The organism is Chryseobacterium lacus (assembly GCF_003336205.1).
Lineage (GTDB): Bacteria > Bacteroidota > Bacteroidia > Flavobacteriales > Weeksellaceae > Chryseobacterium_A > Chryseobacterium_A lacus.
Genome location: NZ_QPIE01000004.1, coordinates 20,859 through 41,636 on the forward strand (window position 1 = coordinate 20,859; position 20,778 = coordinate 41,636).

A 20,778-nucleotide genomic window follows, 5' to 3' on the forward strand; every position below is an offset into this window, starting at 1 on the left:
TAATTTTTCAGCGGTTAGCTGTTTATTTAGTAGAGAATTTGTTTATCTATGGATTTACTTTTAGCGACAAAATTTGACCCAACTTTGCCAAAGTTCCAAACTTTGGCAAAGTTACCGAAGTAATAAATAAATTCTTTTTAGCCTGAGTTTTGTTTACAGCATACAATGGATTTGCTTCACTTTGTTCTGTCTGCCATCAAGCGAATTACGTTTTGTTTTCCTTATATTCTCTGATTTTCTTCGCATTCCCCACCAGCCAAAGGATGTCATCCCCTTGAATGATTTCCGAAGAATCAGGATTTAGAATGCGGCTGTCGTTCCTTTCTACACCGACTACCTGTGATACCAGATCTTCGCGAATGTGAGACTGCCGGATCGAATGGCCTACATATTTGCTGTCGGGATCGATCAGTACCTTCATCAGTGAAATTTCGCCCACTTCCATTTCATTCAGTTTCTCTTCCCGCTCGTCAAAAACAGTCTTGAAATTCTGAAATTGCTCATCGGTTCCCAGGATGCCAACCCTGTCATACGGCAACAGGCGATTGTCGCGGCCAGGCAGGCTGATGAGGTTTTCACCTCTTTTAATGTACACGACATTAATGCCGTAATTCTCTTTCCAGCGAAGTTCTTCCAGGCGGACTCCGATGAACTTGGCGTGCGGATCCACTTCCATCACCGAAATGTGGGCATCCCAGGTTTTCAGTTTTTCCCGAAATTCCAGATTGCGCTGTTTGAGATCGTGTACGGTTTTATTTTTCAGATAATCCTGAGTTTCTCTCTCATTAAAATTGCTGATGAACTGATTTTCAATCCGCTGATACACATCCTGAATTTTGGTTGAAAAGAACCACAGCAGGAAGATCACCACCGGCAGTGCGAAAATAATTGCATATTTGGTGGAAGTCAATTGATCGATAAAAAGCCCGATAAGGAAGGTTCCCAGAAGAATCCGGATGATGTTAAGGGCCAGAGTCACTGTGTCATTCAGTGCGTCTTTTTCCGCTATTTTTGGTGCTTTGGTAAGAATAGCCCATAAAAAAGGAGACGAAACCACGGTTCCCAGAATAATAACAATAATGTTCTGATAGAGCGGAACTTCAATATTCCGGTTGATAAAAGGAATAATGAAGAATCTGAAAGTCAGGATGATCCCAATCAGAATAATGGTGTTCAGAATAATAATCCGCAGGTATTCCTTGGTAATGTTCTTCCACTTCGGATTGGCATTCATCTTCTCGGTTTCCAGTGAATAATTTTCGATGCGGGTTACCCATCTCGACGGCAGTTTAGTCATAAGCCAGTCATAGAAAGGATCCGCCATTTTCATCATATAAGGCGTCGTAAACGTGGTGATCGCAGAAACTCCGACCGCTATCGGAAAGAGGAAATCTGAAATCACACCCAACGATAATCCTAATGTGGCGACAATGAAAGCAAATTCGCCTATCTGTGCCATGCTCATCCCGATCTGCATGGATTGTTTGAGCGGAAGCCCGGAAATCAATGCACCCAGTCCGCTGAAGAAAAATTTTCCGAATAATGTAAGCGCGGTGATCACCAGAATCGGCCATGCATAGGTCACCATCGCATTCGGATCAATCATCATCCCCACCGAAACAAAAAATATCGTTCCGAATAACTGTTTAATGGGCATCGTGATGTGTTCCACTCTTTCAGCCATGACGGTTTCCGCAATAATCGAACCCATAACGAACGCGCCTAATTCAGCAGAAAATCCTACCTGCGTGGCCAGAACCACCATCCCGAAACACAAACCGATGGCAAAAATAAGCGTGGTTTCTCCGTCCATAAATTTTCTTGCCTTTTTAAGAAAACTTGGGAGTAAATAAATCCCGACAAGGAACCACAGAAGCAGAAAGAATATCAGTTTCAAAATAGTAAATATGATCTCCGAACCTTCAAACTGCTGGGTAACAGCTACCGTAGAAAGCAATACCATGAGAAGGATCACAATAATATCTTCCACAATTAAAACTCCGAAAACCACCTGTGCAAACTGCCTGGTTTTCAATCCTAATTCATCGAAAGCTTTGAGAATAATGGTGGTAGAAGAACTGGCCAGCATCCCTCCCAAAAAGAGACTGTCTATGGGTTTCCAGCCCAGAAGGTATCCTGTGAGATAACCGCCAAGCCCAATGAAAAGAATCTCCACCACAGCGGTAATAGAGGCGGAACCTCCCACACTCATCAGCTTTTTAAAACTGAATTCCAGCCCCAGACTGAAAAGAAGCATGATGACTCCGATTTCGGCAAAAGTCTCAATATTCTCATTATCCACAACGGTGGGAATTAATGTAAAATGAGGGCCTACTAAAAATCCGGCGATGATATAGCCTAATACCAGAGGCTGCTTTATCCTTTTAAACAGAATAGTGATAAAGGCTCCCACAAGGAGAATGAGGGCCAGATCAACAATAAGTTCCGGAAGGTGTGCCATATATTGAGCGGATATTGGTGAATAGGCATCCGGGAAGATCTAAAGACATTCCTCTAAGTAGATGCTTTTCACAAATTTAATCGTTTTTTTTGGCTTTTTCAGATAAAAAGTAAATGAATGTTACCTGAAGAGCACATCCTGCAGTTCTGCATTTCTTTCGAAAGTTATTTTTGCATACGGACATACAGGAACTACTTTCTTATTGTTGGCCCGTGCATATTCTGCACCAGCAACAACCAGCGCTTTGGCCAGTCCTTTTCCTCCGAATGCAGGATCTACTTCGGTGTGATCAATAATAAACTTGTCGTCTCCTGCCCAGGTATAGGTCATTTCGCCGGCTTTTTTGCCTTCAGAATAGATTTCGAAAACGCCTTTTTTCTCGTTGTTGGTGTGTTTTATTTCTGACATAGTGATGGGTTTATTTATCGGTGTTTTAAGATTGCTTTGGGCAGCGCTACATATTCATCTTCATCGCCAGCTACTTTCGGGAACGCACTCAGGTTCTGATCATGCCAGTCGAGTTTTGCCTGCTCAATAACATCTCTGTCCGAGTTGACAAAATTCCAGAAAATATACCGTTCCTCAGGAAAAGGTTCGCCGCCGAAAAGATATACCGTCGCGTTTTCATTCATTTCAAATTCGCAAAGGGTGGCATTTTTAGCCACGAGAAGCTGCTTCGAACCGAATTCATTTCCTTCAAGATTTACCGTGCCTTCCAGAACATACATGGCAACCTCGCCGAAAAGATGCTCCCCGATGTTGATCTTGGTTTTCTCTTTATTTTTAATTTCGATGAAAAACAATTTGCTGTACACTGGAACCGGTGATTTTTTTCCGAATGCTTCGCCGGCAATCAGTTTATACTGAACGTTATTTTCTTCCCAAGCCGGAATTGCAGAAGCCTCCGTATGATGGAATTCGGGTTCCATTTGCTCTAGTTCCTTTGGTAATCCGACCCAAATCTGAAAACCATGCAGCGACGTATCGGAGGTTCGCAGATATTCCGGTGTTCTTTCGGAATGCACGACTCCTTTGCCGGCCGTCATCCAGTTGACCGCACCGGGCTGTATTTCCATTGCGGAACCCAGACTGTCGCGATGAAAAATAGATCCTTCGAAAAGATAGGTCAATGTGGAAAGTCCGATGTGTGGATGCGGCGGAACATCCAGATTCTGATGTTCAGCCAGTTTTGCCGGACCCATGTGATCGATAAACACGAACGGGCCCACCGCTCTTTTTCCCCGGAAAGGAAGCAGCCTTCCGACCAGGAAATTCCCGATATCAGCGGCTTTTTCTTCAATGATTAATTCGATGTTTGACATAATTATTTAGAATTATAGTGAAACGTACTGAAAATAATTCTACAATGTAGGGAAAATCAGGTACATCAATGTTATAGAAAATTCAATCTTCTTTTCACTTCAGGAATGCCTTCCTTACCGTACAATTCCAGCGATTTCATCGTCAGTTCATGCGGGGTGGTTCCGAGGCTGCCGTGTGCCATAAATCTTGTAAATCCGAACATCTGATGTTCCGCCACGATTTTATTCACTACTTTTTCTACGCTGCCTACCATCAGGGAGCCGCGTTCACTTCTCATAAATTCATATTGCTGTCGCGTCATCGGCTGCCAACCCCGGCTTTTTCCAACCCTGTCCATCATGGCAGCATAATGGGGGAAGAAGTCGTCGGCAACTTTCTCATCATTTTCGCCAATAAGAATGTGGTTGTTGATGCCTACCTGTAAGTCATTCTCAGAAACTCCACTTTCCAAAGCCGTCTTTTTATACAGCTTAATAAACGGAATAAAATTTTCCGGCATTCCGCCAATAATGGCAAGCATTAACGGCAGTTTCAGTTTGGCAGCACGCACGGCGGAAGAAGGTGTTCCTCCTGCAGCCAGCCAGACGGGAATTTCTCCTTCCACTGCTCGGGGATAAACGCCAAGATCATGAATCGGAGCACGGAGCTTTCCGCTCCAGGTGACTTTTTCAGACCGGTTGATAGACAGGAGAAGTTCCAGTTTTTCTTCAAAAAGTTCATTATAATCGTTCAGGTCATATCCAAAAAGAGGAAAACTCTCAATAAAGGAACCCCGTCCGGCCATGATTTCGGCTCTTCCGCCGGAGATGAGATCTATGGTTGCAAACTGTTGATAGACCCGAACGGGCTCTTCGGAACTTAGCACTGTGACTGCGCTGGTCAGTTTTATATTTTTTGTAATCGCTGCTGCAGCCGCCAGAATGGTGGATGGAGAAGAAACCGAATAATCTTCGCGGTGATGTTCTCCGATACCGAAAACATCAATACCGAGTTCATCTGCAAGTTTCACTTCTTCCAGAAGATCCTGTATTCTTTGGCGGGCATTGGTGCCTTTTCCGGGTGAAGTTTCCGGTGCCATATCGGCGAAGGTCATATACCCAAATTCTATATTTTTCATATTTTCTTTTTTGTAAGCAAACGCCGGAAAGCCATGCTTCCCATTGTTAGCGTAGTTTTATATTAGCAGATTTGGTGATTCTGCCGAAATATTTTGTTTTGATTTTCCGGAATATTCTAATACGCCGCCGTAAACTGTTTTCTGATGAACTGTTTATTTTCAATTTCATCGGCAATGGCTACGGCCAGATCTTCTACCGAATGTCGGGAACGCCCTTCTTCGTCCAGCACCGGCGTGTCGGTACTATAGCGGTATTTTCCGGTTCTTCCGCGGTCTTTGTCCTCACTGAACATATTCATTTCTATTGCAGGGGAGAAAAATTGCCAGTCCAGTGTTTCATTTTTGCTGAGGTTTTCTACAAAGTATTTTTTCACAGCACTCGCTCCGGGATAGATTTCTTTAGGGAAATCCGGGCCATCCACGATGAATTTTCCATCTGCTTTCAGAGTTCCGGCGCCGCCAATGACGATCAGCCGTTTGCTGTCTGACTTTTCAACCGCTTTCTGAATGCTTTCGGCACCTTTGAGATACTCTTCATGGAGATTTGGATTCGTCCATCCAGGATTATAAGCACTGATGACCACGTCGTGCCCGCTGATGACCTCGGTGAGCCCTTCCGTATTGAAGATGTTCAGATCTCGCCGGGTGAGATGATCGCTGCTGATGTCGATTTTGGCACTGTTTCTCGCGATGGCCGTTACGTCATATTGACGGTGGAGAAGTTCTTTAAGGATGGCATTTCCCACATATCCTGTTGCTCCGATTAATGCTACTTTCATATTGTAATCACTTTTATTAAAGACAAAAGTATTCATTTTTAGGCCGCAAAATGTTGATGTAAGATAAGAATTTGTTAAATCACAATGTGCATTTACTAAAAAAACCTCTCGTTTCCGAAAGGTTTTGTTATTGAAAGGGAAGAAGCCTACCCTTGCTTTCTGTGCGTACTTTTGGGAGCTGATTTTGCTGCGTGTGTAGATTCTTTTACTTTAGGAGCAGCAGGTTTGGCCGGTTTTTGATCCGTTTTTTTAGTAGCTGTTTTCTTTTCTGCCGGTTCTGCCGGAGTTTCTGTTTCTTCCGCTTCAGGTTTTATGAAACTTTCCGGAGTGATGTATCGGGCTGCCTGAAGGATATTGTACCACTGTGCAAGTTTTTTGATGTCGGAAAGATACACGCGGTCTCTGTCGTAATCAGGAAGTGCAGTTTCCATAAATTCCCGAAGTTCAGTCTCTGATGATTTATGGGAAATGGTTTCTTTATAATCGTTTGTTTTGGCAATGTTTTCGAACACCTCGAACAACGGAACTTCTTTATCAAAAGTAAACATGGCGATATTGTCCAATAAACTCACCTGGCTGGAATTGCCGATGCTTACTTTCTTTTTGGTGGTAACATCTTCGATGATAAATCCGTTTTTCAGCTGGGAAACCAGTTTAAAAAGTCCGGGCTTTCCCGAAATTGATATAATTTTTTCTAACTCCATACTCTTTTATTTTTATTATTAACGTTTCTTACGCATTTCTGTGCGTGAAAAATTATTTTGGAAATCTCATTTTATAATTCACATTCACATCGCCGTGCATGATTTTGGAAAGTTTTCCTTTCACCAGTTTTTTCTTCAGCGAGGAAAGGTGATCTGTAAACAGGATGCCTTCGATATGATCGTATTCATGCTGAATAACACGGGCACGAATATCGGAAAAAGTTTCTGTATGTTTCACAAAATTTTCATCAAAATATTCGATAACGATGGTTTCTTTACGTTTGATATCCTCGCGAATGTCAGGAATGGATAGGCAGCCTTCGTTGAATTTCCATTCGGAGCCACTTTCCTCCAGCATTTTAGCATTGATAAACACTTTTTTGAAACCTTTCAGTTCTTCGGCGATATCCGCATAATCTTCATCGTCAGCCAATGGAGACACATCAATGCAGAACAGCCGGATATCCAACCCTACTTGTGGCGCAGCCAGTCCGATACCGTTGGCATCTTCCATCGTTTCATACATGTTTTGGATCAGTGTGTTCAGCTCCGGATAATCCTGATCTATATTACGGGCTACTTTCCTGAGGACGGGATCTCCGAAAGCCCGGATTGGTAGTATCATCTTTGTTTATTTTCTAAAAAATTCTGTAAAATAAGGGTAGCGCTCACTTTGTCTATCAGGCTTTTGTCCTCCCTTCTTTTTTTGCTCTTGCCACTTTGGCTGATAAAAAACGATGCCATTTTTGAGGTGAATCTTTCATCCAAACGATGAACGGTGATCCCCGGGAACTGGGTTTCAAATTCACCAATAAATTTTCTGATGTCGGTTTCTATTTCAGAAAGATTTCCCTTGAGATCGATGGGAAGTCCGATAACGACCTCTTTCACCTGGTTTTCGGAGAAATACTGCTGAAGAAAGTTCATCAGCGTTGCGGTTTCCACGGTATCCAGCCCGCTGGCTATTATTTGTAAATCATCAGTAACAGCAATACCCGTACGTTTTTTGCCGAAGTCGATTGCCATAATTTTTCCCATAGCTGCAAATTTAAACAAATTTTATATTTTTAGTCCTTATAAATTTGATATATGAAAGCAGAAGAGCTCTTTTTCGGGACTGAAAATGTTCAGTTTTTACTGGAAGTTGTACTCAGAACTACGATGATGTTTTTATTCCTGATTCTGGTGATGAAATTTACCGGGAAACGGAGCGTAAAGCAGCTTTCGATTTTTGAAATGGTGATGATTATTGCGCTGGGAAGTGCTGCCGGAGATCCGATGTTTTATAAAGAAGTGGGCATTGCAGTGGCAGCCACGGTACTGGTGGTAACAATTCTGATTTACAGAATCATCATTTATCTGGTGACGCACTCAGAAAAAATAGAATTGTATTTTGAAGGAAAACCGGAATATCTCATCAGAAACGGTCAGTTTACCAAGGAGTTTCTGCATGAGAAAAAACTGGGTGTAGATGAGTTTTTTTCAGAATTGAGAATGCAGAATATTGAACATATCGGTCAGGTGAAAGATGTTCTTCTGGAAACCAACGGAACGCTGAGCATTATCTTCCGCGAACGGGAACTAACCGAGCACGGGCTTCCGATATGGCCGGAAAAATATCTGGATACTGTAAAGGATATACTGCCGGATCAGTATTATTCCTGTACAAACTGTGGAAAAACAGTTTTGGGGATCGGAATTGCCAACAGTGTCTGTTCCTGCAAAGAGAAAAAGTTTGTCCGTGCTATCGCTACAAAACGGATCAGCTGAAAATAAAGTTTTGTAGTTCCTGTGAAATAGTTTAATTTTATTTTCCCAAATTCAAAAATTATGAAAAAACTGATTCTGGTACGCCATGCAAAAAGCGACTGGCCTGCAGACACAGAGGATTTCGATAGGCCGCTTGCCGACGGAGGGCATGAAGACGCTGTGAAAATGGCAAAATTCCTGAAAGGAAATCAAGTTGATATTCAGTATTTTATTTCAAGTCCTGCGGTAAGGGCATTGGGAACCTGTGAAATATTCAATCAGGATTATCAGGTATCGCTTCATACAGATCAGAAACTGTATAGCCCTTCAGAAGATGGAATCCGTTCTGTAATTTACGGGCTGGAAGATCAGGTGGATTCAGTAGCGATGTTTTCGCACAACAACGGAATATCCAATTTTGCCAATTCTATTTCAGAAGATATTTTCCATTTTCCAACCTGCGGCGTTGCGGGATTTCAGATTGAGTGTTCTTCGTGGTCGGATTTTGACCTTGCAGCTAAAAAGCTTCTTTTCTTTTACGAACCCAAAAGCATTTAGACAGTTTCTTCATTTTCTTCCTTTTCTTCCTTTTCGTTGGCTTTAATCAGTGAAAAACTGACGTTTCCGTATTTCCGCGTAGCCGTCACATTGGGGTGTTGAGGGATGTTTTTCGTCTGATGTTCGAGAATCAGGATTCCGTTTTCTTTCAGATAATTATTGTTTAAAATCAGGGAAATCAATTCGCCGTATTTCTTTTCATCCATTTCAAAAGGCGGATCTGCAAAGATGATATCGTATTGTTTTTTGGTCCGATTTTTCTTCAGCCAGTCAAAGACATCTGCACGCTGAACACTGATCTGTAAAGCCATATCCAGTTCCGCCGCGGTGGATGAAATAAAAGTACAGTGTTTAGGATTCATTTCCACGCTGGTAATATCCTGGCAGTCTCTGGAAGCGAACTCCAGCGTGATGGAACCGATGCCCGCAAAAAGATCCAGAACGGAAGCAAATTCCAGTTCATATCGGTTTTCGATAATGCTGAAAAGCGCTTCTTTCGCAAAATCAGTGGTGGGCCGCACATCGAAATGTTTCGGCGCAGCAATTTTTTTGGCTTTCCATTTTCCTGATATAATGCGATACATAAGCGTTACTTTAGAATGAAATTTTTCTTTGGCTGATTATCATGAATCATTTTCAGATGGCGGACAAACTTCCGGAGTTCTGAAATAAAAGTCTCGTTTTCTGAAGTTTCTCCGTACACGAAAAAGCGGGTTTCCTTGATACCAAAACCAATTTTGCTGATGCTGAACATGATGAAATAAAGAAAATCTACCTCAGAATTGATATCAAGATTGTTGTACAGGATCACTTTTTTATTTTCCAGCGCAATAAACTCACACTGCTGGTGATACAGATTGATGTGGATTTCTTTTCCACCTTTTGCGCTGATGGAATTGAGAAATTTTTCGCCTGAGAAATTAAATTTTACAGGAAGTTCCCGGGATTTCAACATCTCGTACCACTTTTTCGGGAAAGTATAATAAAACTGCACTCCATATTTTTTATTGACAGAGAGCATCAGTTCTTCTTCGTTTTTATTGACCGGCGAATTGAATGCGATCAGGTCATAGCCCAATTCGTGTTCGCTGAAACCTTCGGGCATCAGTGTAAAACGGTTCAGTGCGGACACTACAGAGATTTCGCTGTGTTTTTTGTCCAGCGCCATTTCCAGTTTTCGGGAAATGAAATCTGCCGGAGATTCTTCCTTCACGAAGTAAGATTGTTCGTCCTGAACGCTTTTGCCACGCACCATCTGGTATTGTAAACCGTCCTGGATAAAAAGTAAATTGAGTTTTTCCATCTTGAAGTGAGCAAATTTATTAAAATTATTTGGGTTGTAAAATTCGGGAATACAATATGAGTTTTATCAATGTTATCTTATATTTGTCTTAATTTCTTACCTTTAACCTTAAATAATTTGAATATGAAAAAAATGTTTTTACTGATGATGCTGGTGCTTTCAGTATCTGTTTTTGCTCAGAAAAAAGTGACCAATCAATACGTGGAAGCTTCCTGCGGAATGTGCAATTTTGATCAGAAAAATGACAGAGGTTGCGCTCTGGCCGTCAGAATGGACAACAAAGTGTATTATGTGGAAGGCACTACCATTAAGGATCACGGAAATCCTCACGCAGACGATGGTTTCTGCAACGTGGTGAAAAAAGCAAAAGTTTCCGGAGAGATTAAAGACGGGAAATTTTATGCTTCCAGTTTTGCAGTGGTTCCCGAAAAAAAATCTAAATAAATTCTACCATCACCGATCCGGACTGATGATGTAGAATCGCTGTATTCCGAAAATCCAGTCCGGTTTGGCTGATGAGCACTTCCTGCACCATCTGTTGCAACGTGCCGTCGCCGATTCCATGGATGATTTCAAGCTTTTTGAGATTGTTTTTTCTACAATAAGCGATGGTTTCCAATAATTTTTCTTTCTGGATGAAAAGTCTTTCGAAGCTTTCATAACGTTCAGGATGGGTCACCATTTTCCCGAAATGAAGATCCAGAACGAAATGTTTTTTATGATGTTTTTTTGACTTTGTTTTTACAGGCTCCGGTTTTTTCTGAAGTTGCAGATTTTCGTATAAAGAATGTTCGCGCAATACCAGCTGATCCTTGCGGAAAGAATGGGTAAATCCGTGATCATCTATAAAAATAACCCGGTTTCCGTTAACTGAAGTCACCGTTCCGCTAAGATTTTCGTCTATCACCGATACCTGATCTTTTATTTTCACACCTTTATTTTTTTCCCAGTTCAACAATCTGTAGATTTTGGATCGCCTCATGATCTATTTCAAACTGCATCATGGTTCTCATCTGATGCCAGCCCTGTTTTCCGCACGCTCCGGGATTCAGGTGGAGAAGCGTATTTTTATCGTCATACATTGCTTTCAGAATGTGCGAATGCCCGGAAATAAACAATTTCGGTTTTTTCTCAGCAATCTCTTTTCGCGCTAAAGGCGTGTATCTTCCCGGATAACCGCCGATGTGAATCATCAGAACTTCCACATTTTCACACTGAAAATGATTGACTTCTGGAAGACAGCGGCGAATTTTATCGCCATCAATATTTCCGAAAACTCCTTTCAATGGTTTTATCTTTTCCAGTTCTTCCAAAACTTCCATGCTCCCGAAATCTCCGCAATGCCATATTTCATCTGCTTTGCCGGCATATTCAAGAATTCTGTCATCGATATAGGAATGGCTGTCCGAAAGCAATAGAATCTTTGTCATTGAGTAATGTTGTCGAAATTGAAATCTCCCTTTCTGCAAAGGTAAATGTAATTTTTAATAAAAAAAGCGAAGATGCTGATAGGGAAAAAGACACACAAAATGGGTGCTGGAAAAGACACTTCTTCGACCGAAAATTTGTATTTTTGTGAAAATAAAAAAAGCAATGCCACAAATATCAAAAAGGGCTGAAAATATGCCTGCTTCCCCAGTTAGAAAACTGGTTCCGTTCGCCACTCAGGCCAAGCAACGGGGAATGAAAGTGTATCACCTGAACATCGGCCAGCCCGACATCAAAACTCCTGAAACGGCGATGGAAGCCATCAGGAATATTGACCTGACTGTTTTGGAATATGCCCTTTCTGAAGGAAATATAGAATACAGAAATGCATTGGTAACGTACTATCATTCTTTGGGTTTTACCGACCTTACTCCGAATAATTTCATCGTGACGAACGGAGGTTCCGAAGCTTTGAATTTTGCCATCTCCACCCTTTGTGATGATGGGGATGAGGTGATTATTCCGGAACCTTATTATGCCAATTATAATGGTTTTGCCAACACCTTCCGTGTGAATGTAGTTGCGGTGCCGTCTACTATTGATACCGGTTTTGCCCTTCCTTCTATTGAAGAATTTGAGAAAAAAATAACGCCGAGAACAAAGGCTATTATCATCTGTAATCCCGGAAATCCCACAGGATATCTGTATTCGTTGGAGGAACTTAAGAAGTTGGCAGAAATCGCACTGAAGCATGACATCGTCATTATTTCAGACGAAGTGTACCGGGAATACGTGTATGACGGACATCAGCAGATTTCGATGCTGGAGTTTACAGAACTGAAAGACCATTGCATTATTATTGATTCCGAATCGAAAAGATATTCGATGTGCGGAGCGCGGATTGGCTGCATGATTACCCGGTCTCAAAAAATTCATGATGCTGCGATGCTTTTCGCACAGGCTAGGCTCAGTCCGGTGCTTTTAGGCCAGATTGCCGCCACTGCAGCGCATGAAAATGACCAGGAATATATTCGGAATGTGCGGGAAGAATACACCCACCGCAGAAATGTTCTTGTTGATTTACTAAACGGAATTCCCGGTGTGATCTGTCCGAAACCAAAAGGAGCTTTCTACTGTGTGGCGGAACTTCCTGTGGATGATACCGAAAAATTTGCCCAATGGTTGCTGGAAGTGTATTCCAACAATAATGAAACGATCATGGTGGCACCGGCAGGCGGTTTTTACAGTGATCCTGAACTGGGAAAAAAACAGGTTCGCATCGCTTACGTTCTGAAAGAAGAAGATTTGAGAAGAAGCGTAGAACTGCTGAAAGATGCTTTGGAAAAATACAGAATTTCTTTTAATCTTTAATGAAATATCATAAGAATTACAGCCGCGGATTTTCGGATTCGTGGCTTTTATTTTTTAATTTTACCGCTTTATTTTTTCAGAGCCTGTTTAAATTTTACAATTTTCAATTTTATAGCTATTTTTGGATGGATTTTGCTCTTTTAGGTTGAAATTTTAGCGGGCTAAACTAAAAAATAAAAGGGTGAAATACGCCGAAAGAGCATAAAAGTGTCATTGAGAATGATTAAAATACCTATACTAAAAATATTTCGTTAAAATTTAAACAGGCTCTGAGAATGGATTGGCTTCAAAATGTATCTTTAAAATTGCATAATACCTTCGGTGTAGAAGTTTCTGCCCGTTATTTTGCTGAAGTTCATTCAGAAGAAGAATTAATTTCTGTTTTGAGAAATTATCGCAGGTTGCAGAAAAACAATCCTCCAATTCCGTTGCTGTTTCTCGGTGGCGGAAGTAATGTTCTTTTCCTGCATGATTTTACCGGCCTTGTTATTAAATTAAATATCAAAGGCATAAAAGAAGAAATTATTGACGATAATCATGTATTGATCTCTTCCGGTGCGGGTGAAAACTGGCATGACTTCGTGATGTATTGTTTGGAAAAGAATTATGGAGGCCTGGAAAATCTTTCCTTAATTCCCGGAAATGTGGGAACCTCACCAATGCAGAATATCGGCGCTTACGGTACGGAAATTAAAGATCATTTTGTAGAATGCAAAGTGCTGAATCTGGAAACTCTGGAAATCGAATATTTCAATAAAGAAGAGTGCAGATTTGGCTATCGGGAATCTGTTTTCAAAAGAGAAGGGAAAGGGAAATATGTGATTCTGGAAGTCAGTTTTTCTCTCACAACACATCAGCATTTGGTAAAAACTGGTTATGGCGCTATTCAGCAAGAACTGGAGACAATGAATGTTGAGAATCCTACGATTCAAGATGTTTCTGCAGCCGTTATTTCTATCAGAAAAAGCAAACTTCCGGATCCGTCAATCACCGGAAATGCGGGCAGTTTTTTTAAAAATCCCACCATTCCGTTAACCCAGTTTGAAAACCTGCAAAAAGAAAATCCAGATATGCCGTCGTATCCCGCAGGCCATTTGGTGAAGATTCCTGCCGGCTGGCTTATCGAACAGTGTGGCTGGAAAGGCCGCCAATCCGGAAATGTGGGTTGCCATGAACTTCAGGCTTTGGTGATTGTGAATGCCACAGGTAACGCTTCCGGACAGGAAATTTATGATTTCTCAGAACAGATCATCCATTCGGTACAGGAGAAATTCGGCATTGTGCTGGAAAGAGAAGTGAATATTATATAAAGATCTGCTGACCTTTATTCCGATATTTTTTTAATGGCTTTCAGCATGTCAATTCCTTTTCCTATCACTGGTTTGAAGAGATCACCTTTTTTATCGAGCCGATCTTTGGCATTTTCAATATTCCAGTCGGTAGGTTTTAAGCCGGGTTTTACTTCCTTCCATTCTAAAGGCATCGAAACCGGAGCACCGTTTTTCGGGCGAATGCTGTAGACGCTTGCCAAGGTTTGTCCGCGCCGGTTTTGCAAATAGTCCAGATAAATCTTGCTTTTGTCACGTTTCTGAAGACTGCGTTCCAGCGTGGTGAGGTCCGGAAGTTCCTTCTGTACCATCTGCATCAGAATATGTGCGAAATCTTTCACCTGATCGAAGGAATATTTCGCACCCATGGGAATATAAATGTGAATTCCCGAACTTCCTGAAGTTTTTGGATACCCTTCAATATCAGCAATATCCAGTATTTTTTTTACTGAAAGCGCAGTTTCAATAACATCGTCAAAAGTGTTTTTTTCTGAAGGATCGAGGTCCAGAACCAGATAATCCGGGTTTTCGAGATTTTGTATTCTGCTGGTCCACACATTCAGATCGATACAGCCGAGATTATTAAGGTATGCCATGGTTGCCGCATCGTTACAGAGAATATAACTGATGTTTTTCTCGTTGCTTTCGGAGAAAATTTCTTGGGTTTCTACCCAATCCGGCGTTTCGTCCGCTGCATCTTTCTGATAAAAACTCATGCCGTCGATTCCGTTGGGAAATCGGTTCATCGATTGGGGCCTGTCTTTCAGATGGGGCAGAATATAGGAAGCAACACTTTGGTAATACGCCACCACATCGCCTTTCGTTAGCTCATCTTTTGGAAAATAGATTTTATTTTGATTGGTTAGTTTCACTTCCTGCTTTCCGATTTTTTTCTGAATATCTTTCTTCTCTTTCACGATTTTTGGTTTTAAGGTAGGTTGAGGATCCATTTTTTCTGACACGACTGGTTTCAGGTCTTCAGCGGATTTATCTTCCCGAAGATGAAGGAATACCGGATGACGGAAAATTCCGTCTTTTGTCTGCTCAGTATATTTAATTTCAGCAACCAACTTCGGGGAAATCCAGGTTGCCACCGCATTGGTTTTGGGTATCTTTTCAAAAGGTGATGTTTTTCTAATCAAAGGGGTCATCAATTCGTGGAGCTCTTTAAGGCTCCGGTCTGTAAATCCCGTTCCTGCATGTCCCGAGAAAGTGAGCTTTCCATCGATAAAAGTTCCTAAAATTAATGATCCGAAAAATTTTCTGGAACCCTGAGGTTCGGTAAAACCGCAAATCAAAACTTCCTCTGTTTGCAAGGTTTTTATTTTCAACCATTCTGAAGTCCGAACGCCTCTGCTGTAAGTACTTTCAATATTTTTTGCGATAATGCCTTCCAGTCCTGTTTGCTCAGCAAGTTTGAAAAATTCTTTTCCGTTTTCCAGAACATAGTCGTGGTATCGGATATAATCACTTTCCTTCAGGGCGTCTTTTAATAATTCTTTTCGCTGAAGATAGGAGAGTTGTTCGGTGGAATATCCGTTCAGCCAGATGATGTCGAATACCTGATACACCACATTCAGGTTAGGATGATCACCCATTTGCTGAAGCAACTGGAAATTAGGTTTTCCGGTGTGGTCATAAGCAACCAGTTCACCATCCACAACCATTTCATGATTCTGGAGTTTCAGGTGATTGTAGATTTTTTTAAATTTTTTGGAAAAATCAATTCCGTTTCTGGAGTACAGTTGAGGTTCTTCCCGAAGGTCTGCAACAGCGCGATAGCCATCCCATTTTATTTCAAAAGCCCAGTTTTTGTCGTCGAAAGGTTCTTTGGCGTTTTTAGCGAGCATCGGAACGATATAATCGCTCACTTTTCCTGCACGGGCTAAGGAAAGTGCGTAATTTTTATAGGATTTTACGGTATTGGTTTGGCGGTTATCTTTTTTTTGATTTTTTTTTTCAAGGTAGGCCGTTACTTTGGAATCTTCGTCGGTAAATTCTTCCGCATCATACGGTTCGGAAGTGGCGAATTCATCTTTATGTTTGATCAGCAGCCATGCGTTTTCCTGCTTTGAATTTTTAATTTTAACCAATGCAAATCCGCCTTTCAGTTTTTCACCGTTGAGTTTAAATTTAAGGCTTTCCTTGTGAAGAGCTGTACGCATGACCAGATCGTCGGATTTCCCCTTGATTTTTTCCTCAGGCTCATACGTTCCGGAATCCCAGATTTCCATTTCTCCCGCTCCGTAATTTCCTGCAGGAATACTGCCTTCAAAATCCTTGTATTCGTAAGGATGGTCTTCTGTCATCATCGCAAGCCTTTTATCTTCAGGATTCATGGACGGCCCTTTGGGAACCGCCCAGCTTTTCAGAACGCCTTCCATTTCAAGCCTCAAATCATAATGAAGGTGTGAAGCGGCATGTCTTTGAACCACGAACTTCAAATCAGTTTTGCTTTCGCGGGACTTGCCTTTCGGTTCCGGGCTGTCGTCGAAATTTCTTTTTTTGTTGTATTCCTGAAGAGGCATAGATGATGTTTAAAAATGAAATTAACCGGCTTTTTTCTTGCCAGATTCAAGGCTCGCTTTCAGTTGCGCCATCAAGTCGGAAGGAGCACTTTCGGGTTGTTCTTCCTCTATCGCTTTGGTTTTCTTTCCTTTCGCTTTCTGTTCGATGATTTTCATCAGATCATCGTGGTACGTATCTTTAAATTTTTCAGGAGTAAATTCTGTTGCCAACTGTTTGATCAGCGACTCTGCCATGTCCAGTTCTTCCGTTTTAGAAGCTTTTGCGGAAGGCATTTTCAGATCTTCATAACTTCTTATTTCATGTGGAAAACGCATGCGGTTCACCATCAGTATTTTATTTTCGAAAGGTCGGACCAATCCCAGGATTTCTTTTTCTCGCAGAATAAAAGTTCCGATTCCGGCCATTTTTGTTTTGATCAGCGCTTTCAGTAAGAGTTTATACGCCTCTTCACCATTTTTCTGAGGCTCCAGAAAATATGGCGTTTCAAAATACGCCGGATCTATTTCTTCTTCTTTTACAAATTGTTTTACGGAAAGTATTTTGGATTTTTCGGGGCTAACGGCGGCAAAATCTTCAGGATCCAGAACGATATAGCGGTCTTCCATTTTATATCCTTTTACGATATTTTCCCAAGCCACTTCTTTCCCCGTTTTTTCATTCACTCTTTTAAACCGGATATTGCTGAAATCTTTTTTATCCAACATATCCAGATCTAAGGCACTTGTTTCTGTTGCCGAATACAACTTTACAGGAATATTCACTAAGCCGAACCCGATGGCACCGTTCCAAATCGCTCTCATATTTTGTTAATTGGTTCAATAATGGCTGCAAAAACAATGTCAAATACTATCAATCCGCAAATTGTGTTAAAATTATAAATCAAAATGAAAATTGCAACGTATAATGTAAACGGCGTTAATGGCAGATTGCCCGTTTTATTGCGCTGGTTGGAAGAAGCTCAGCCGGATGTAGTGTGTCTTCAGGAATTGAAGGCACCCCAGGAAAAATTCCCGTTGGAAGCGATACAAAACGCAGGATATCACGCTTTGTGGCACGGACAAAAATCGTGGAACGGTGTCGCTATTCTTTCCAAAGAAGCGCCAAAAGAAAGACGGAGAGGTTTGGAAGGCGAAGAGGAAGATCTTCAAAGCCGTTATTTGGAAGCAAAAATAGGAGAGCTTATTATTGGTTGTCTTTATTTGCCAAACGGAAATCCGTATCCGGGCCCCAAATTCGATTACAAACTTCGCTGGATGGAAAGGCTGAAAGCTCATGCTGAATTGCTCATTACTTCCGGGAAACCCGTTATTCTCGCTGGCGATTTTAACGTGATTCCTGAAGAAAAAGATGTGTATAAACCTGAAAGATGGGTGAATGATGCGCTTTTCAGGACGGAAGTAAGGGAATCGTTTCAGGAACTTCAGGGTCAGGGCTGGACAGATGCGTTGCGGGAACGCTATCCAGATGAAATTATCTACACTTTTTGGGATTATTTCCGAAATGCTTATCAGCGAAATGCGGGATTGCGTATTGATCATTTTCTGCTTTCTCCCGCAATGAAAGATCGATTAAAAAAAGTAGTAGTGGACAGTCATGTACGGGGATGGGAAAAAACCAGTGATCATGCTCCGGTGTGGATTCAAATTGCTGACTCATAAAATATTGATATAAATTGGGATGAGTAAGTCATTAAAATTATTGTTCTCATTTCTAGTAGTGTAACATGACATGCTGTCAATTTGTCAGAATTTTTTGCTTGGTATGTTTTTAGGAAAAACCAAAACGGATTTAAGAATTAAAACAATATTTAATAATATGAGCAAAATAATTGGAATTGATTTAGGAACAACCAACTCTTGCGTTTCAGTAATGGAAGGGAAAGATCCGGTTGTCATTCCTAATGCGGAAGGGAAAAGAACAACTCCCTCGATTGTAGCATTTACGGATGAAGGTGAAAGAAAGGTTGGTGATCCTGCAAAAAGACAGGCGGTAACCAATCCTAAGAAAACCATTTCTTCTATAAAAAGATATATGGGAACCCACTTCTCCAGTTTAACAGACGATGACCAACAAGTTCCTTACGAATTGGTAAAAGGAGCTAACGATTCGGTAAAGGTAAAAATTGACGACAGAGAGTATACACCTCAGGAAATTTCTGCTATGATTCTTCAGAAAATGAAGAAAACAGCAGAGGATTACCTCGGCCAGGAAGTTACCAGAGCGGTGATTACGGTTCCTGCTTACTTTAATGATGCACAAAGACAAGCTACCAAAGAAGCCGGAGAAATTGCCGGGCTGAAAGTGGAAAGAATCATCAACGAGCCAACAGCCGCAGCTTTAGCCTACGGTTTGGATAAAAACCATAAAGACCAGAAAATCGCAGTATATGACCTTGGAGGTGGTACTTTTGATATCTCTATTCTGGATCTTGGAGACGGTGTTTTCGAAGTACTTTCTACCAACGGAGATACTCATTTAGGTGGGGATGATTTTGATAACGTCATCATCAACTGGCTGGCTTCTGAATTCCAAAAAGAAGAAGGCGTGGATTTAAAAGCTGATCCTATCGCTTTGCAGAGACTGAAAGAAGCTGCTGAAAAAGCCAAAATCGAACTTTCTGCTTCTACCCAAACTGAAATTAATCTTCCTTATATCACAGCAACAGCGTCTGGCCCGAAACACATGGTGAAAACCTTGACCAGAGCGAAGTTTGAGCAACTTTCCGAAGATTTGGTAAAACGCTCTATGGAGCCTTGTAAAAAAGCACTGACGGATGCAGGACTTTCTGCGAGCGATATTGATGAGGTGATTTTAGTGGGAGGTTCTACGAGAATCCCTAAAATTCAGGAAGAAGTTGAAAAATTCTTCGGTAAAAAGCCTTCTAAAGGAGTAAACCCCGACGAGGTAGTGGCCATCGGTGCTGCCATTCAGGGAGGTGTACTGACCGGAGATGTGAAAGATGTTCTCCTTCTGGACGTTACACCGCTTTCTTTGGGTATCGAAACCATGGGTTCTGTTTTCACAAAATTAATAGAAGCCAACACGACGATACCAACCAAAAAATCTGAGATATTCTCGACTGCTTCCGACAATCAGCCTGCGGTAAGCATTCGTGTAGGACAAGGAGAAAGACCGATGTTTAATGATAATAAAGAAATCGGAAGGTTTGACCTGACCGATATTCCGCCGGCACCGAGAGGAGTTCCTCAGATTGAAGTCATTTTTGATATTGATGCCAATGGAATCCTTCATGTATCTGCAAAAGATAAAGGAACCGGCAAAGAACAATCGATTAAAATTCAGGCAAGTTCCGGACTTTCTGATGCTGAAATTGAAAGAATGAAGCGCGAAGCTGAAGAAAATGCTTCTGCCGATGCTAAGAAAAAAGAAGAGGTGGAAGTTTTCAATAAAGCTGACGGATTGATCTTCCAAACGGAAAAACAACTGAAGGAATTTGGCGACAAGCTTTCTGCAGACAAAAAAGCAGCCATTGAAACAGCTGTTAGCGAACTGAAAACAGCTTTTGAAGCCAAAGACATGGAATCTGTAAAAACCAAAACCGAAGCTTTAGATGCTGCCTGGATGGCTGCCTCCGAAGAAATGTACAACGCACAAGCTCAACAAGGGGCTGATGCAGGACAGGGATCGGCCGGAGCTAACACCGGTTCTGATGATGTTCAGGATGCAGATTTTGAAGAAGTGAAGTAATTGACGGCTAAAATCGATTAAAAATAATTATTAAATCGCTGTAAACGTAATGTTTGCGGCGATTTTTTTCTTTCATTTACGTTCTTGTGTTTTTGGTTATTCCGATAATCGTCCGTCTTGTTCAAAACAAAATACTCAGATTTCATACAACGCATGAGCCCATACTGAAAATGAAGACTCGGTGTTGAAAAATATCCGCTCAGATTTTTCCTGTTATTGTAAGGTGAAGATTTTTCGGTAATATTGTATTGAAGATCCTACTAAAAAACTAAATGATGGCCCATCTCGAATACCAAATGTTTCCGTCTCAGTTTAAACATTGCATGCTGGTGGAGTTAAACCTGTTAATCGAAAAATTACTCCTCATTTTACGGTTAATGGATTCCTAAGACTTATAATCATTAAAGCTTTCTTCTAACG

The 20,778-nt window shown here is 41.3% G+C and carries 21 protein-coding genes; 7 read left to right on the plus strand and 14 right to left on the minus strand.

What is annotated here, in order from left to right:
• Positions 1–205: 205 nt before the first annotated feature.
• The 8 genes from DQ356_RS05575 to ruvX form a co-directional block, all read right to left on the minus strand.
• Complete coding sequence (locus tag DQ356_RS05575) at positions 206–2,461, minus strand: cation:proton antiporter domain-containing protein (protein ID WP_114303497.1); 2,256 nt, start codon at positions 2,459–2,461, stop codon at positions 206–208.
• 120 nt (positions 2,462–2,581) lie between these two features.
• A complete protein-coding gene (locus DQ356_RS05580) occupies positions 2,582–2,869 on the minus strand; it encodes a GNAT family N-acetyltransferase (protein ID WP_114303498.1) in 288 nt (95 codons plus the stop codon).
• Positions 2,870–2,883: 14 nt separating this feature from the next.
• Complete coding sequence (locus DQ356_RS05585) at positions 2,884–3,783, minus strand: pirin family protein (RefSeq protein ID WP_114303499.1); 900 nt, start codon at positions 3,781–3,783, stop codon at positions 2,884–2,886.
• Positions 3,784–3,854: 71 nt separating this feature from the next.
• Positions 3,855–4,901, minus strand: coding sequence for an Atu2307/SP_0267 family LLM class monooxygenase (locus tag DQ356_RS05590; RefSeq protein ID WP_114303500.1), 1,047 nt, complete (start codon positions 4,899–4,901; stop codon positions 3,855–3,857).
• A gap of 116 nt (positions 4,902–5,017) precedes the next feature.
• Complete coding sequence (locus DQ356_RS05595; RefSeq protein WP_114303774.1) at positions 5,018–5,680, minus strand: NAD(P)-dependent oxidoreductase; 663 nt, start codon at positions 5,678–5,680, stop codon at positions 5,018–5,020.
• A 146-nt stretch (positions 5,681–5,826) separates the two neighbouring features.
• Entirely contained in the window at positions 5,827–6,384 is a 558-nt protein-coding gene (locus DQ356_RS05600; RefSeq protein ID WP_114303501.1) for a DUF5606 family protein, read from the minus strand.
• 52 nt (positions 6,385–6,436) lie between these two features.
• On the minus strand, positions 6,437–7,009 hold the full coding sequence (gene def / locus DQ356_RS05605; protein ID WP_114303502.1) for a peptide deformylase: 573 nt from the start codon (positions 7,007–7,009) through the stop codon (positions 6,437–6,439).
• Entirely contained in the window at positions 7,006–7,422 is a 417-nt protein-coding gene (gene ruvX / locus DQ356_RS05610; protein ID WP_114303503.1) for a Holliday junction resolvase RuvX, read from the minus strand. The genes def and ruvX overlap by 4 nt, the downstream gene beginning before the upstream one ends.
• 51 nt (positions 7,423–7,473) lie before the next feature.
• Between ruvX and DQ356_RS05615 the strand changes: the two genes are divergently transcribed.
• The gene (locus DQ356_RS05615) at positions 7,474–8,154 is read left to right on the plus strand and encodes a DUF421 domain-containing protein (protein WP_114303504.1); all 681 of its coding nucleotides are present in this window, start codon (positions 7,474–7,476) and stop codon (positions 8,152–8,154) included.
• Positions 8,155–8,214: 60 nt separating this feature from the next.
• Entirely contained in the window at positions 8,215–8,691 is a 477-nt protein-coding gene (locus DQ356_RS05620) for a SixA phosphatase family protein (RefSeq protein ID WP_114303505.1), read from the plus strand.
• On the opposite strand, the gene rsmD is transcribed toward DQ356_RS05620, so the two are convergent.
• Both rsmD and DQ356_RS05630 read right to left on the minus strand, forming a co-directional pair.
• Entirely contained in the window at positions 8,688–9,275 is a 588-nt protein-coding gene (gene rsmD / locus DQ356_RS05625) for a 16S rRNA (guanine(966)-N(2))-methyltransferase RsmD (protein ID WP_114303506.1), read from the minus strand. The two genes, DQ356_RS05620 and rsmD, sit on opposite strands and share 4 nt — an antisense overlap.
• Positions 9,276–9,280: 5 nt before the next feature.
• Positions 9,281–9,994, minus strand: a complete 714-nt coding sequence (locus DQ356_RS05630) for a DUF3822 family protein (protein WP_114303507.1) — start codon at positions 9,992–9,994, stop codon at positions 9,281–9,283.
• Positions 9,995–10,117: 123 nt separating this feature from the next.
• Between DQ356_RS05630 and DQ356_RS05635 the strand changes: the two genes are divergently transcribed.
• The gene (locus DQ356_RS05635) at positions 10,118–10,438 is read left to right on the plus strand and encodes a DUF6370 family protein (protein ID WP_166413060.1); all 321 of its coding nucleotides are present in this window, start codon (positions 10,118–10,120) and stop codon (positions 10,436–10,438) included.
• Here the strand turns inward: DQ356_RS05635 and DQ356_RS05640 are convergent.
• Both DQ356_RS05640 and DQ356_RS05645 read right to left on the minus strand, forming a co-directional pair.
• Positions 10,431–10,949 carry a Smr/MutS family protein gene (locus DQ356_RS05640; protein WP_317048686.1) on the minus strand — a complete coding sequence of 173 codons (519 nt, stop codon included), beginning with the start codon at positions 10,947–10,949 and terminating at the stop codon, positions 10,431–10,433. The genes DQ356_RS05635 and DQ356_RS05640 overlap by 8 nt on opposite strands.
• Positions 10,930–11,424 (minus strand): metallophosphoesterase family protein, encoded by a 495-nt coding sequence (locus DQ356_RS05645; RefSeq protein ID WP_114303508.1) that lies wholly within the window; start codon positions 11,422–11,424, stop codon positions 10,930–10,932. Before DQ356_RS05645 ends, DQ356_RS05640 begins: the two co-directional genes overlap by 20 nt.
• 163 nt (positions 11,425–11,587) lie before the next feature.
• On the opposite strand from DQ356_RS05645, the gene DQ356_RS05650 reads away from it, so the two are divergent.
• Entirely contained in the window at positions 11,588–12,793 is a 1,206-nt protein-coding gene (locus DQ356_RS05650) for a pyridoxal phosphate-dependent aminotransferase (RefSeq protein WP_114303509.1), read from the plus strand.
• Positions 12,794–13,068: 275 nt separating this feature from the next.
• Positions 13,069–14,103, plus strand: a complete 1,035-nt coding sequence (gene murB, locus DQ356_RS05655; protein ID WP_114303510.1) for a UDP-N-acetylmuramate dehydrogenase — start codon at positions 13,069–13,071, stop codon at positions 14,101–14,103.
• A gap of 14 nt (positions 14,104–14,117) precedes the next feature.
• Here the strand turns inward: murB and ligD are convergent, their stop codons facing one another.
• Positions 14,118–16,649: a DNA ligase D gene (gene ligD, locus DQ356_RS05660; RefSeq protein WP_114303511.1), complete on the minus strand. Its 2,532-nt coding sequence runs from the start codon at positions 16,647–16,649 to the stop codon at positions 14,118–14,120.
• A gap of 21 nt (positions 16,650–16,670) precedes the next feature.
• Positions 16,671–17,450 carry a non-homologous end joining protein Ku gene (gene ku / locus DQ356_RS05665; protein WP_114303512.1) on the minus strand — a complete coding sequence of 260 codons (780 nt, stop codon included), beginning with the start codon at positions 17,448–17,450 and terminating at the stop codon, positions 16,671–16,673.
• Between the two features lie 84 nt (positions 17,451–17,534).
• Here ku and xth point away from each other — a divergent pair, with 84 nt between their 5' ends.
• Positions 17,535–18,308, plus strand: a complete 774-nt coding sequence (gene xth, locus DQ356_RS05670; RefSeq protein ID WP_114303513.1) for an exodeoxyribonuclease III — start codon at positions 17,535–17,537, stop codon at positions 18,306–18,308.
• A 157-nt stretch (positions 18,309–18,465) separates the two neighbouring features.
• Complete coding sequence (dnaK, locus tag DQ356_RS05675) at positions 18,466–20,358, plus strand: molecular chaperone DnaK (protein ID WP_114303777.1); 1,893 nt, start codon at positions 18,466–18,468, stop codon at positions 20,356–20,358.
• Positions 20,359–20,778: the final 420 nt, after the last annotated feature.